A 15,282-nucleotide genomic window follows, 5' to 3' on the forward strand; every position below is an offset into this window, starting at 1 on the left:
TTAGTTATTGTTCTATCACACAACACCAGCCTCCGTTTCGAGCCAAACGGAGCGTTAACACATCAGTAGATGAAACCTGCTGTTGGAACCGCTGGTAATCAACAGCAATACGGTGTGCATTGCGTCCATCACGGAAACCAGTCAGTTTTCCTTCTCCAGTCAGGAAGTCAAGACTGATAGAGAACTGTTGGGATTTTCCACCTGTCATAGCACCAACATACCACTTATTGCCTTTGCGACGGGCCACCACGTAATGGTCGCCAGCCTTGGCAGAAAGTACACGACTCTCGTCCCATGTCGTAGGAACAGAGGCAATATATCGGGTACATTCATCCTCACGCATATAACGGGTTGGGCTATCAGCCAACATCTGGAGTCCACTCTCGAAGCAGACATACATAGCCATCTGATTAGCGCGCGTACCTGAGCCCATGGGCAGAGAACCACTGCCATGGTTATCCTCTGGCTGGGCCGAAGCCATTGAACCAGGTGTAAAGTCCATTGCTCCCACAGCATTACGGATGAACGGTAACCAGATAGTATTATCAGGATGACACCCTGCGCCATTCTCCAAACCACGCACACCTTCGTACGAGATAACGTTTGGATAACGTATTTCAAGTCCTGCAGGCTTAAACGAACCGTGGAAGTCAACAATCAGCTGATTTTTGGCACATTCACGAGCCACACGCTCATAGAAGTTCACCATCCACTGGTCGCTATGATCCATGAAGTCGATCTTCAAACCACGAACACCCATGTCGGCATAGTACTTAATCAAATCCATGTGGTTCTCGACAGTGAGCCAAGCCAGCCAAAGGATAACACCCACACCCCGCTGGCGCCCATAGTCAACCAACTCCTTGACATCAATCTCATCGCGAGTGGTAAACGGATCTCGGACATCCTTGTTCCAACCTTCATCCAGTAGAATATATTCAATACCATATTGGGCAGCAAAATCTATAAAATACTTGTAGGTACGATTGTTGATGCCTGTCTCGAAATCCACATTCCAGATAGTCCAGTGATTCCACCAGTCCCAGCTCACCTTGCCCGGCTTAATCCAAGAGGCATCAGCTAACTCACACTGACCACCCAACACGCGCTCCATCTCGTTGGTAGCAACGGCGGCATCGTCGCCAATCACCAGGAATCGCCATGGAAGAGTGCGTTTACCATCGATACGAGCTATAAAAGGAGACTCTTTAGTAACATTGAATCCACGGTCGCCTATGGGCTCCCATGTTGCAGGCGCCTTGGGAAATACAGATGTCAATCCATTGTTACCCGTACTCTTGACAAACATAGCTGGATAGTCGCGCACATCACTCTCTGATAATAACAGTTTAGTACCATGCTGTGTTTCCAGCAATACCGGCAGATAGCTCATCTGATCCTGTGCCTGATAGTCAGCTAATGCCACATGAGTATAAGGTTCCTCATACGAAGTCCAGAAACTGCGCGTCTTAGAGAGGTGTGCTATAGTTGATGCAGGGAAACGGAGCGTCATCTGTTCGCTAATAACATCCACCTTTCCTTTCTTATCAAGAACAAAGCGGTAAGCTATGCCATGATTATAGACACGGAACGCCACACTATACTGACCAGCAAAACGGAGCGTCATCTCCTGAGCCTCATCATGGGTTACAGCATTCTTGACAGGAATGACGTTCGGCAGCTGACGGTTTATTATCTGACGTCGAACACCCTTCAGTTTCGGACGAACACCTAACCACTCCTGCTGTACCAGCAAGCACAACGGACTATTATCAATAACTTGTTCTTCGCCATAAAACACACTCATACGCAATGTGTCGTCAGTACAGACCTCCAGACGGATATGCCCATCAGGAGAAGATATTCTTTCTGTTGAGGCCTGAATCAGAATACAGACCTGCAACAAAAAGAACCCTAAAAAGAATCTTTTTATCATAGAATGTTTTTATTTATAACGTTTATTCATGTCATTTATTATCTGACAATCACTTTACGGACCTGCCCATCTGGCATACGCACCAGATTCAATCCCTTTCTTAACGAGCGATGAATCTGACCGTTCAAATCGTATATGACAGAAGGCACCGTATTGTCCAATGCATCTACAGACTCTATTTCGGTCGAGCCATCATTAACAGAACGAGTGCCCGAAAGGAGTTCTGCATGGAAAGTTTCCTGAAACACATCGACCACAATACGATAAACACCATGCTGAGAGACACGCCACTTGGTATCGGCCCCACCTTTTCGCATCTGCGTAGATTGCAAGATGTCCTCATCTTGCTGATAGGGATGAAACTCGCGTGGTCCCCACGTCATCTGACCTTCCAGTTTAAAACGACCAGGTTCTATCACGTCATTATAAACACCCAGCTCTCCAGTCCAAGTGAATACATAAGGATTATCACGATCCTGTTCGAACGACAGCATGGCATCACGACTCCATTCCACATCATTAGCGCCTCCTTCAAAGGCACTACCTGCTATCAGCATCTCGTTCCAAGGGAACACCAACTCGCCCGTCAACTTACGGTTAGCAGGATCAACCAGAAAACTATACGCATCTTCCGAGAACGAGACTACCCACCCAGGCTGCGTCTCATCTTTCGTATATTGATAGGTAATACCCTTGTTAATCAGATAAGAGTCGACAAGCTGCGGCTTCAGGAACTGAGTAACTCCCTTCTCGAATGTTTCAGTGGTCATCACTTTCAGTTCACCACTCACCAACGCACCAGCAAAACGGTACTGACCATCTGGGCGTTTGGTCAACTCGATGGTCTGTCCATCAGGCACAGCACTGCCTGTGGCCCACAAACTTTCAAAGTTCTGCGCAGAAGCCACCTGCGGCAGTAATATGCTTAATAGACTGAATAGTATAACTAAATTACGCATGATCATTCTTTATTTGATATGTTTATGTGTGGTTGTCGTGCCATCACTCCAAATACAACGCAGGATATATGGTCCATGAGGTTCACGCAATAACTGGTTTCCACGCAGATCATAATAAATCTTCTTTGCAATAGACTTACCATTATGCTCGTGAATACCTGTAGAGGCACGCTCAATGTTGATAACGAGTTTTTGATCGCAGGCTGTTACTGGAACACTGATAATCAGACTACCTGTGGTTTCATCCACATGCCAATCGGATGTCATCACGCCATTGATTGTCACCGATTGAGGAGCTCCCTCCCGCAGCAGTTCTATCTCATAAGCACGCTCGGCAAGCATGCCTTCATACTGTCCCTGACGAGGATCCAGTGTCAGCTCAATAGCCTCATCTGTTCGATGTTGGATGATATGCGTAGTGGTAAATCCACCGTTGATATAGTCCTGTGTATCACCAGCATCCTCATAGAGTGTCGTCTCGCCATTAGCACCAGGAACCACCTTTAACAACAACTGTTGAACTGGCTTCTTCAGGTTTTCTATCAGCGGATTACAAACAATGATACTACCTGCTTTGATAAAATAAGGTATCTCACTCTCCGTATAATTATCGCTCACCATCTGCTGGCCTTGTACCAATTTCCGACGGCATACATCATACCATTGTCCTGCGGGCAACCACGTCTTATGGAAAGCCTTTCCGCTCTCATCTACAGGAGTCACAACAGGCGACACCAGAATATCATCGCCAAACATATATTCACCTTCCTGACGATAAGCTTCGTTCTCCTCAGGCCACTCATAATAGAGCGGTCTGCATATACTTATGCCAGTATCATAAGCCTGGCGAGCGGCGGTATAGATATAAGGCATGAGTTGATAGCGCAGGTTCACACAATCCAGCATCAACGGGAAGTTCTCATATTTCCATATTCTGCGTTCGTTACCTGCCTGACTGGAGCCATGGGTACGGAAGATGGGCGAGAATACGCCATACTGCACCCAGCGCAGCATTAGTTCCGGATTGGTTGGAGCAATCTGGATATGTCCACCCAAATCGTGCCCCCAATAGCCAAAACACACATTCGATGCTGTCGCGGTGAAATAAGGTTGGAAGGCCAGTGAGCCAAACGTAGAATAGGTATCACCCGAAAAGCCTAACGGGTAACGATGACTTCCGAGACCGCCCCAACGATGGAAGATGAAAGGACGACGCTCCGGACGGTTCACACGCATATCATTAAAGAACACGTGATTGCACCAGAATGTCTCACTCAGACCTTGTGTATATTCACTTGTCAGGTTCTGCTGCCAGTCAAGCCACCAAAAGTCAACACCCTGTTGTTCACGCTTGCGAATGATGTGCTTGAACATAGAACGATAAAACGTAGAATCCTCCAGCATCCATGGTACTCGGTCGCCCGTCATCTTCATATCCGACTGTATCTCACTAAAATACTCCTCATAGCTGGCCACACCATCGGCTGGATGCAAGTTCAAACTCACTTTTACTCCCTGATTATGCATCCAAGAGATCAACCCTTGTGGATTAGGTATCAGACTTTTGTTCCAAGTCCAGCCTGTCCATCCGCTCAGATGCCAGTCCATGTCGAATATCATCACATCGAGCGGGATCTCATTCTTTTTCATATCGTACACCAGACTGGTAAAGTCCTGTTGTGTGTACGCCTGATACTTACTATACCAGTAACCTAACGCATAAAGTGGAGGAAGCGGTTGACGCCCCGCTATCTTTATATAGTCGCCTATGGCGTCCTTATAATCATGTCCATAACCCATGAAATACCAGTCAAGGGCATTTGCATCAACAGGTTGAGCCAACCAGTCGATGCCGTCGACCTGTTTGTCGAAAGCAAATGTAGTAGAACCATCACCTCGTTTTGTGGCTGGCGACTCATCAATGATAGCCCAACCAGCACGAGAGATAATACCATCTTCCATATCAGCACGATAATTATCGCCACTGCCACCATCCAGCGTACGGCGTGTACCCTTCAAGTTCAACGCATCTTCCTTACCCGGATACCAAACCACCTCACGTCCGTTGAGTTTAAATGTAACACAAAGGTTATTGGGCGATTTAAGAACAGAAGATATCATGGTGTTTTTCTTGTAACGCAATGTCAGAGCTTCGGTCTCAATATACAGATAGCCACCTTCCTCCCGGGTTGAGAAAACAGGCACAGGAAGGTTACGATTAATCACTGCAAACGTTGCACGATCTTCGAATTTAGACGAAGAACTATACTGAATTCGAATCATGCGCGGCGTTAGCACCGTAAAACGAGCTTTTCCCGAGGTCACTATTGCCTCGGGATTAGCTTGTGGGTTTGAATCTGCTTCTGCTGCCGCACCATTTAGAATGCCGACAAACAGAAGCAGAGAAATGAGTAATGTCTTCATTAGTTGTTATTTCACGACAAACTTCTTGCCATTCTTTACATAGATTCCTTTACGCATGGTCTTTGATGATACCTTATGACCCTGCAAATCGTAGATTGGAGCATCATTCTGCAACAAATCAATCGTACGAATTGCTTCGATACCAGTAGATATACCAGTATTATATAGTACAGGATGACCTTCTGTTTCAGCGCTCAGGAACCATATACCAGGAGCAGCATCAGCCAACTTCTGATAGATTACGCCATTCGTAAAATCCTCGATAGGACTTACTGGCAGAGCTGGCCAGTCTGTCACAGGATCAAAACAGTTGGAAATCTGTATATTGTTACCACGCGCAAACGACTCACCATTGGTAACCATTCCCATATTATAGCAATTTGTTACAACGGCATCGTTACCCAACCATCCTGACAATCCGCCAGCTTCCCAGCCAGATGTGATATCTCCTGCATTATAACAGTTTACTACATTAAGTAAAATATCGCCTGAGGTATTGCAGCCTATAAGTGCACCTGCATTCTGTGCAGTTGATGTTACAACAGCCTCGTTACCCAGCTGTTCCAGAATAACACCACCATTACCAACACACTGACCAACAAAGGCACCAACAAAGTTCTTACCTCTGATAGAGCAACTATTATCTATGGTAAAGTTGGCAATATCAGCTCCAGCAGTGATGACACGGAAGAATCCCACGCTCGCCTCGTCAGGCATATCAATAATCAGATTCTTTACAACATGTCCTTGTCCATCGAAAGTACCACCATAAGGATGAGTTGCATCACCAATACCTGGGAAATCTTCGATGAGGTTCATATCGATATCAGCTGTCAGACAAGCATCTACATGCTGATCATACTTGGTTACATAATATGCGAACCAGTTCAGATGGTCAGCATGCCCCAATTCATACCAGCCATCTACCGGCGACAGGTAATCGGGTTGAACAGTATGACATTCTGAACAGAAACCTTTACCATTCCATGAGTGCGCTGCAACATTACCTCCTTCAGCATTGCTATAGGTAAGACTACTACCTGCTACAGGTGTGATACCATCGCACTTCAAATCACCATTAGCATAGACAACTGCAGTTCCAAAAGGTAGTGGATGATCATCTGTTCCGATTGCCTGATACCATGTAACCTCAGCACTCTGTTTTCCATTGAGCAAGTAAGCCAATTCGCCATTCTGCATCTGCTCGGAACTGAAGGCAGTACCTTGGTCACCATCCATCTGATACATGTTTTCACCTTTGACTCCATCATTACGCCAAAGTCCAGGACCATCAGCAATGATACCGGTACTGTAACAGTTCTTGATGGTTGAATTATTCGAACCCATCCAAGCGCAGATACCTGCATTCTCTCGTAAACCATTAATATTACCAGTATTATAACAGTTGGAGATGTGTACAATCTTCTCTGAGCAGCCCAAGATACCTGCTGCATTCTGTGCCGTACCATTGATTTCTGCCTCGTTACCGCAATTACGTATAATAACGCCATCGCCCCAAACATGTCCTAAAATACCTGCAGTAAAAGCATTACCTTGAATGATACATGATTGGTCGATAATCACATTCTCAATGATAGCACCACCTACAGCCTGACCAAAAAGGGCCTGATTATTTTTATCGCCATTAGTCACCAGATTCATGATACGATGTCCTTGACCATCGAAATGTCCCTTAAAGTCCTTTCCGTCCTGTCCAATAGGTGTCCATGCCTTATCTGTCATGTCAATATCGGCTGTGAGTTTACCATTAGCCTCACCTTCACCTCGGTTCACTTTATAGGCAAACCAGTTCAGCTGATCACCATCATTAATGATATAGAAACCATCAACCACTTCGCAGAAATTGTCCTGCATCTTATGACATACTGAGCAGAATCCACCTACATAGTTGTGATCATCAATAGTACTTCCTTCATGATTGGAGAATGTCACCTCTGTCCCTTCCTTAGGAGTAATCGCATCACACAGCAGAGCACCATTGGCATATACTAAGGCATGAGCTGGATTGAAGGTTGGCTGCCCATCCTTGTTGCTTCCTTCCAGATTCTGACGCCATGCACCGGCATCAGCATTACCATTCAGCTGGAAAGCCAGCTTACCAGAAGCCAAGTCACCATCAGCAATAACGGTTGCACCATTATCGTTGTTAATATTGAAAATACGCTCCTTGGTGATTCCTGAATTGTTTCGCCACAAAGCCTTATTGTCATTGTCGCCTCCAGCAAGGATCTCACCAGTATTCCAGAAACCCTTTACCTCTACACTACCATGTCCACCAAACCAGCCGGTAATGATAGCGCTTTCACCTCCAGCCTTAATATTGCCCGTATTATAGCAATTAATCATTCTGGTAGCAGGGCCGCCATTCATTACAACGCCAAAGAAAGCACAACAGTTATTGCCAGTACCCTCTACATAGCCTTCATGACCCACATTCTCAAGTGTCACCCATTCGCTACCTGCAGAGCATCCTACAATACCGCCAACCATGCTATTACCTTTAATCACGTTGTTTGGACCAGCTGTCAGATTCTTGATAATACATCCACCACTGACAACACCGAAGATACCAACCTTATCAGTACCCTCGAATACAAGATGATCAATCATATGATACTGGCCATCGAATGTGCCAACAAAACGATGATCATCATCACCTATAGGAGTCCATGTCTTACCGCTCATGTCAATATCAGCAGTAAGTACAGCCTTAGCATCGTTTCCCCCAGTATTTACTATTTGGGCAAACGCCAAGAGTTCATCGGCATTACCAATCTGGTAGACGCCATCAACAGATCCCAATGCAAATGCACTGATACTTGTCAGGCAAAAAAGCATTGTAAACAATAAAGAAGTAGTAATTCTATTCATAAGAAACAGATTAAGTTAATATTAAAGGGAAATAGTTATATCACGACCTGTTTTCCAAGGACTATACTTCACCTTGCCACCACACACATAACCGATTCTGATTTTCCGATCGATTGGTGACATCAAGCCATCCTTTTGACGGAGCGTAACCTTCAGGACATTCTTTTCCTTCACAGCTTTCATCTCAGTAAGGCGATATTGTCCTTTCTGATAGCCAAATCCATCGCCTTCATCCTCATACAGCTGTCCTTTTGCAAAGCCATTGCGGTCAACACATACCAAGAGAGTCAACGAATCAGTACGTATTTCTGCCGTGCTCTGAGCCAGATTTGCCAAAGGAATAATTGAACCCGGACGCTGACGTAATTCTGCCTGATAGCTATCCGTATTATTCTCAAGTGTCAGCTTCTGCCAGCTACCTCCATCGGGCTGTACCACCTCTGTTGCCCACTGTGGACGAACCATCAGGTCAGCGCCCAACAGGAATGCACGATCCTCCCTGCGAAGACTCAGATCCTTGGGATCATTCATAAACAACGGACGCATGACTGGCATACCATTGATACTAGCCTCACGGAAACAGGTATAGATATAGGGCATCAACATATAGCGACGGTTAATCGCTGTGCGACATACATCCAGTACTTTTTGGGAAAAGGCCCATGGCTCTTGAGGTATCGTCCCCTTTGTGTTATGATTACGAACAAAGGGGAAATAGGCGCCTATAGCTGTCCACTGTGCCACTAACTCTGCATTAGAATTTTCACAGAATCCACCAATATCTGGTCCATTAAAAGGTTGTCCACTAAGGCCAAGCGTCAGCGACATAGGGATGCTTAGTTTCATGTGGTCGGGAGCTGACAGGTTGTCTCCTGTCCAAGTGGCTGCATAACGATGTCCACCTAAGAAGTTTGAACGTGACAGGATGAAAGGACGCTTCTGCGGATTAGCCAACAGCAGCCCCTGACGACTGGCACGTACCATGTTCAATCCGAACACGTTATGAAAACGCAGATGTGCCCCTGCGGTCACCCCCTCGCCCCCGTCGTGCTGATTATCACGTGGCATCGTATTCTCTGGCATATCGAATACGGCAGGTTCGTTCATATCGTTCCAAACACCATCAACACCTTTAGCCATAAAGTCTTTATAAAGTGTAGCCCACCATGTACGGACTTCCGGACGGGTAAAATCGGGAAAGTGACAAGCACCAGGCCACACATTACCCTCAAAAGGTTTGCCGTTACGGTCTTTCACCCAATAGTCACTGGCAGTCCCCTGGTCATCCACGAAATAGCCTTTCTCCACCTTGACACCCGGATCAATCATGTAAACCGTCTTGAAGTTGTTCTGATGAAGATAGTCGTTCAGTCTGTTGGGGTTGGCAAAACCATTGGGATCGAAGGTAAAGATACGATAACCATCCATATAATCTATATCCATCCATATCACATCTGAGGGGATACGATGACGACGAAGCTGGTCGGCTATCTCCATCACCTTACTATCTGGATAATAAGTATGTCGACACTGATGATAGCCAAGTGACCAAAGAGGAGGTAACGACATGTTGCCAGTCAAATTAACCAAAGCCTGCATCAACGCCTGCGGACTTTCACGTTCAATGACAAATACACGAAAAGCAGGGCCTTCGCTATCAAAAGTCACTAAATGGTCTGCTGTTGTTATTTTCTGTCGCCAGGTATTATCGGCAATAATACCAAAGGCAGTACCATCCTTTCGGAGTCCCATAACCCAAGGATGACTCTGATAAAGATGAGAACCGCCATCGGTACCATAGGCTGGAGTATCGATATTCCATAATTCAATAGTACGACCGTTTCGACGCAATGGACCTGTTACTTCACCTGTTCCATAGAAATCCACATCATCAGGCACAGAGATTGTCGCCTGACTACGACCGCCTTTTTCACTGAACTCAACATGTAATGGCCAATTGGTAGTCAGTGGGTTTACAGTGGCCGGCTCACGCTCGAAGATGGGAGAAGGTTGGTGCTGCTTGGCATCATAATGAGACGGGTAAAAAACGGCCACACTATCATTGGTCATGAAGGCTGTCTGAGCCATTGCTGTGGATACAATGGCCAGACATCCAAAGAACAAACTGATTCTTTCAGTCATACTTCCTAATAATTAACTAAATACGAATAATGTTTCAAATACTTTATTTCACCAGTTTAGCTTCTATAGTTTCATTGAACAGATCGACCTTGATACGATAACGTCCATCATGCGAAAGCGTCCATTTCGTATCAGGACCTCCTGTACGGAAACGCGCATCCTTTAAGATATCGGTTCCCTGCACATAAGGATGAATCGATTTGGGATGCCAACGATCCTGCCCTTGGAACTTGAAACTACCAGGTTCCTCTACCTCAGGATGTTGTTTCAAATCTCCCTCCCAGGTCCATACACAAGGATTGTCCATGCTCTGCTTCATCAGCAGCATATGTCCTTCAGCCTTCCAGCCCACCTCAGTAGCACCGCCTGCTAAGAACAACTCACCCCATGGTTGGAACAATTCACCACGCAACTGCTTTTTTTCCGTATCAATATGGAAACGGTAACGATCTTCACTCACAACAACCTGCCAAGTTGCATTCTTCACATCAACTGATTCGCTGTATCCTATTCCTTTGTTAACGATATTGGCATCAAGCTGATTCGGAGCCAGATAACAGGCTCCCTTACGCATCTTCTTTGCAGTCGAAATACGTAGTTCACCAGCTTGCAGTCGTCCAGCATATTTAAAATCGTTATCACTTACTTTTATTAACTTCTGAGTACCACCAGGAACAGCAGAACCTGTAATCCATAGTTCCTGATACTGCTGGGCAAACATGTTCATACATGTAATCAGACCCACAATCATCATGCATATCTTTTTCATACTGCTATCATTATTTAATTGTCACCGTTGTTTTCTTCTGGCACAATGTGCGAGGTATATTCACCGTCAGCACACGACTCTTCTCCTGATAGTTCCAAGAAGCGCTATCTATCTGGCGTCCGTCAATGCTCACAGCAGAAGGACGATTGACAGAAAGGAACTCTACCGTATAGGAACGAGCCTCTGGCATACCTGGGAAATTGCCTACACGTGGATGGATAATCAACGAGTTCCCCTCATGGCTGATGGTGGTAGTTGTATAAGCCCCCATCTTGTACCCTTCGGTATCGCCCTCATCCTCGTAAAGTGAAGTCTGGCCGTTACCACCAGGAATCACCTTCAATATCAAACGGTCAGGACGAGTATTTAGATTCATCATAGGAGGATTATTCACGATGACGCTACCTGCACGGAAGAAGTAAGGAATCTCTTCCATAGCATAGCGATCGGTAAAAATACGATTACCAGTCACCACCTTATTTCTACAAACATCGAACCAGCGTCCCTCAGGTAACCAAATACGACGAGGAGTCATGCCGTCGTTCTCTGGCTTAGTTACCACAGGAGCAACCAGGATATCGTCACCAAACATATACTCATCCTCAAACAGATAGGCATTGTTTGCTTCTGGCCACTCATAGTACAGAGGACGACACAAGCTGACACCGGTATCGTAAGCCTGACGGGCTGCAGTATAGATATAAGGCATTAATGCATAGCGCAACTTCACGGTCTCAAGCAGTGAAGGAAAATTCTCGTACTTCCAGATACGGCGCTCAATACCTTCCCAGTTAGTGGCATGTGTACGGAAAACTGGTGTGAACACACCAAACTGCATCCAACGCAGATAAATTTCCGGATCATTACCGCCCGTCTGCTGGTGTCCGCCTAAGTCATGCCCCCAATAGCCGAAGCCGACATTTGATGCAGTAGCGGTAAAATATGGTTGCCAAGCCAGTGTGCCATAGGTTGTGAAAGAGTCACCAGAGAAACCTATAGGATAACGATGGCTACCTAATCCACCCCAGCGATGGAAAATCAGTGGACGACGATCAGGACGATTCAAACGCATATCATTATAGAATACATGATTGCACCAGAAAGTCTCGCCCAAACCATCTACATACTTGCTAGTAAGGTTCTGTTGCCAGTCAAGCCACCAGAAGTCAACACCTTGGCGCTCACGAGCACGGATGATGTTTTTAAACATATGGTGGTAGAATCGTCCGTCACTTAGATTCCAAGGAACTACCTTGGTCTGCTTATCCAGTCCCATATCTACACGAAGACTATCGAAGTAATCCTCATCATCATCCACACCATCAGCAGGGTGGAGATTCAGTGACACCTTTAAACCATTCTGATGCATCCAGTCTATCAATCCCTCTGGATCGGGTATGGCTGTACGGTCCCAAGTCCAACCAGTCCACCCCTCTGTATGCCAATCCATATCAAAGATCATCACATCCATGGGGATATGGAATCGTTTTACATCATTGACAATCTCCATGAATTCGTCAGAAGTATAACGCTGATATTTGCTATACCAATAACCAAGTACAAAGAGAGGAGGCATTGGCTGGCGTCCAGCCACCTTCACATAATCGCCCAAAGCTTTCTTGTACTGATGACCATAACCTAAGAAGTACCAATCGATAGCCTGCTTATCCACAGGTTCAGCCACCCAGTCAATACCATCTACCTGTTTATCAAAAACGAAAGTGGTTGATCCATCACCACGACGGGTCAATGGTGACTCGTCAATGATACTCCAACCTGCTCGCGACAACAATCCGTTCTCCAATTCCTGACGTTTATTGTCACCTATTTGTCCGTCAAGGGTACGGGTTGTTCCCTTCAGGTTAAGTGCGTCATCCTTACCAGGATACCACAACACCTGACGTCCATTTAGATTGAAACTAATATTCAGCACGTCAGCAGAAGGATGACGACCATCAATGACACCACCTATCTTATATTTAAGAGTAAGAGCTGATGTTTTAATCTCCAGATAACCGTCCTTCTTTTCAGTTGTAAACTCAGGAACTGGCAGACGACGATTAACAACTGCAAAGGTAGCCCGATCTTCAAAAAGAGCACGATCGCTATACTGAATACGAATCATCTCTGGAGTTAACACTGTAAAGCGTGCCTTGCCTGACCTAACAACGGCATCTGGGTGCGCCATTGGATTCAGATTCTGAGCCCACACCGGGTTCAGACCAAACAGAACAAGTAAAAAAGCAAAAATACGTTTCATATTAAAATAGTTATTCTTAAATTTTCTCGGACAAAGGTACGGTTAATCACGCATTTAACGAAGAAAGTAAGTAAAAGTATAATCAATATCATCTTATACAAAAAGGAAGTGACTGATAATCAGCCACTTCCTTTTTGCCAGATTGTCTGTTTGTATAATAGAAATATATATCAAACAACCCGCTATATTTCCATAATCACACTCTCAAACTGCTCATTATCAATCAACGAACGGTTTTTTATTCTTGTTTTATAAGTATTAACTGTATGAACGGAGTAATCCAAGAACTTGGCAATTCTTTCACTTTCATTGATACCCAAACGTATAAGTGCAAAAATACGCATCTCAGAAGTCAAAGAATGCTTATTAGGGGGCATTTTGCGTTCGCTTTCCTCAAACAAAGCATTGTAGCGTTCCACAAAATCGGGGAATAGCTTTAAGAATGTCTGATCAAATGCTTCATACATATTCTCACGCTCACTATTGAGATTCGATAACTTCATCATCGAACGCAGATCTTCATACTGTCGGGTAGCAATCTTACGATCAATTGCCATATAGAGTTTCTCCAATTTGGTGATAAACTCAGCATTTGTATAGAATGAACGGCCTATATAGGCGTTCTTAATTTTTGCGTCTTCCTGTAGTTGCAGATTACTACGTTTCAACTGTTCCAACTGTCCGGCAATCGTCTCTCTGGCTTCAGTCAGTTTCTGATTCTTCCTACGAATTGTCCTGTAACTCCACAAACAAGCCAATAACAAAATGATAAACAGGCCCGATACCACAAAAAGCCAGTTACGCTGACCACGCATCATATCATAACGATCTTGCTCAATAATGGGAAGGATATCGTTGATTTCCACCTTTCTTAGTCTCGTACCATAGAAGTTCACATCTTCCAAGGCCTGATGTACATAGATACTGGCTCGTTCATGTTCCCCCTTCTTGAATATCAAACGCGACAAATGATAAAGGGCAGTAATTTCGCGGGTAGCCGTTTCATTATCGGCAATAGCAGACTGAGCAAAATAAACAATCGCCTTATCCTCATGTTCAAGCCAAATATGTGCCCATGCCATCTCTGCCATGGTCTTAGCACGCAGATGCAGATCATTGCCACAACCATTCAACACATTCTCAAAAGATGCGAGTGCTTTTTGATACTCATGGTCACGCATCTGCCGGGAACCGGTAACAGACCACCATATGCAGGAATTTGAAGGGACCACCTGTTTCACAGAGTCCAGATAGGCATTGCTCCACGTGATATACTTTGTATAGAAGGGATCTTCCTTCACATAATCAGCCATGCTACGCCATAACTGACTATTAATTTCGTAGTAGTCCTTCAATAAACCACTACTTAACTGTGTTTTATCAATGGTCTTGATAATATCAAGCGACTCACTCAATATTCCGGCCGAAATCAGGGAGAATGCAATAGCTAACTTTGCCTGGGCTATTTCTTGGTCCTGATGTTGACGGGTAGCAATGTCTAAACAAACATAGGCGTAGTGCCTTGCCGAATCATAGCGATAACTTTTATATTCATCGAATAAGGCATATGTCTGCGCAAACTCACGCCCCTCTGCTTGGGCTTTCGCCATGCCATCCTTTAGGTTCTGAATACGATCAATACGCTGTTTTTCAAAATAACTGCGCTTGGCAAGACTGGCATCAAGTTTATCAAGCCAGTCAGCAGTCGTTTTATCTAATGAGGCATGGACAGGCAAAACAAACAATACCAATACACATATTAGTATACGATTTTTAATTTTCATTTAGTCAGTACTTTCGTTAATTGCAGCCAAAGTTAAAGATAAAAAACTAACAAAGCACTATGTCAATTCAAATTATAACAATTATTAACTCTGAAATAAACCAATAGGCAATTAAT

8 protein-coding genes are annotated in these 15,282 nt (G+C 44.8%); all 8 read right to left on the bottom strand.

Annotation, left to right across the window (positions count from 1 at the left end):
• Positions 1-4: 4 nt before the first annotated feature.
• Entirely contained in the window at positions 5-1,936 is a 1,932-nt protein-coding gene (locus T491_RS0102215) for a glycoside hydrolase family 97 protein (protein ID WP_028902422.1), read from the bottom strand.
• 38 nt (positions 1,937-1,974) lie between these two features.
• Complete coding sequence (locus tag T491_RS0102220) at positions 1,975-2,895, bottom strand: SusF/SusE family outer membrane protein (RefSeq protein ID WP_197018775.1); 921 nt, start codon at positions 2,893-2,895, stop codon at positions 1,975-1,977.
• Positions 2,896-2,904: 9 nt separating this feature from the next.
• A complete protein-coding gene (locus tag T491_RS15490; RefSeq protein WP_081773197.1) occupies positions 2,905-5,319 on the bottom strand; it encodes a glycoside hydrolase family 31 protein in 2,415 nt (804 codons plus the stop codon).
• A 6-nt stretch (positions 5,320-5,325) separates the two neighbouring features.
• On the bottom strand, positions 5,326-8,211 hold the full coding sequence (locus T491_RS0102230) for a hypothetical protein (RefSeq protein ID WP_155949992.1): 2,886 nt from the start codon (positions 8,209-8,211) through the stop codon (positions 5,326-5,328).
• Positions 8,212-8,232: 21 nt separating this feature from the next.
• The gene (locus T491_RS0102235; RefSeq protein ID WP_028902425.1) at positions 8,233-10,353 is read right to left on the bottom strand and encodes a TIM-barrel domain-containing protein; all 2,121 of its coding nucleotides are present in this window, start codon (positions 10,351-10,353) and stop codon (positions 8,233-8,235) included.
• Positions 10,354-10,396: 43 nt separating this feature from the next.
• Positions 10,397-11,122 carry a SusF/SusE family outer membrane protein gene (locus T491_RS0102240; protein WP_081773198.1) on the bottom strand — a complete coding sequence of 242 codons (726 nt, stop codon included), beginning with the start codon at positions 11,120-11,122 and terminating at the stop codon, positions 10,397-10,399.
• Positions 11,123-11,132: 10 nt separating this feature from the next.
• Positions 11,133-13,382: a glycoside hydrolase family 31 protein gene (locus T491_RS0102245; protein ID WP_028902427.1), complete on the bottom strand. Its 2,250-nt coding sequence runs from the start codon at positions 13,380-13,382 to the stop codon at positions 11,133-11,135.
• A 182-nt stretch (positions 13,383-13,564) separates the two neighbouring features.
• Positions 13,565-15,166, bottom strand: a complete 1,602-nt coding sequence (locus T491_RS0102250; protein ID WP_028902428.1) for a DUF6377 domain-containing protein — start codon at positions 15,164-15,166, stop codon at positions 13,565-13,567.
• Positions 15,167-15,282: the final 116 nt, after the last annotated feature.

The sequence above is a fragment of the Prevotella sp. P6B4 genome (genome assembly GCF_000619985.1).
Taxonomy (GTDB): domain Bacteria; phylum Bacteroidota; class Bacteroidia; order Bacteroidales; family Bacteroidaceae; genus Prevotella.

Coding starts and splice junctions, on each gene's coding strand:
- T491_RS0102215 (WP_028902422.1), bottom strand. CDS start 1,936: ATGATAAAAAGATTCTTTTTAGGGTTCTTTTTGTTGCAGGTCTGTATT.
- T491_RS0102220 (WP_197018775.1), bottom strand. CDS start 2,895: ATGCGTAATTTAGTTATACTATTCAGTCTATTAAGCATATTACTGCCG.
- T491_RS15490 (WP_081773197.1), bottom strand. CDS start 5,319: ATGAAGACATTACTCATTTCTCTGCTTCTGTTTGTCGGCATTCTAAAT.
- T491_RS0102230 (WP_155949992.1), bottom strand. CDS start 8,211: ATGAATAGAATTACTACTTCTTTATTGTTTACAATGCTTTTTTGCCTG.
- T491_RS0102235 (WP_028902425.1), bottom strand. CDS start 10,353: ATGACTGAAAGAATCAGTTTGTTCTTTGGATGTCTGGCCATTGTATCC.
- T491_RS0102240 (WP_081773198.1), bottom strand. CDS start 11,122: ATGAAAAAGATATGCATGATGATTGTGGGTCTGATTACATGTATGAAC.
- T491_RS0102245 (WP_028902427.1), bottom strand. CDS start 13,382: ATGAAACGTATTTTTGCTTTTTTACTTGTTCTGTTTGGTCTGAACCCG.
- T491_RS0102250 (WP_028902428.1), bottom strand. CDS start 15,166: ATGAAAATTAAAAATCGTATACTAATATGTGTATTGGTATTGTTTGTT.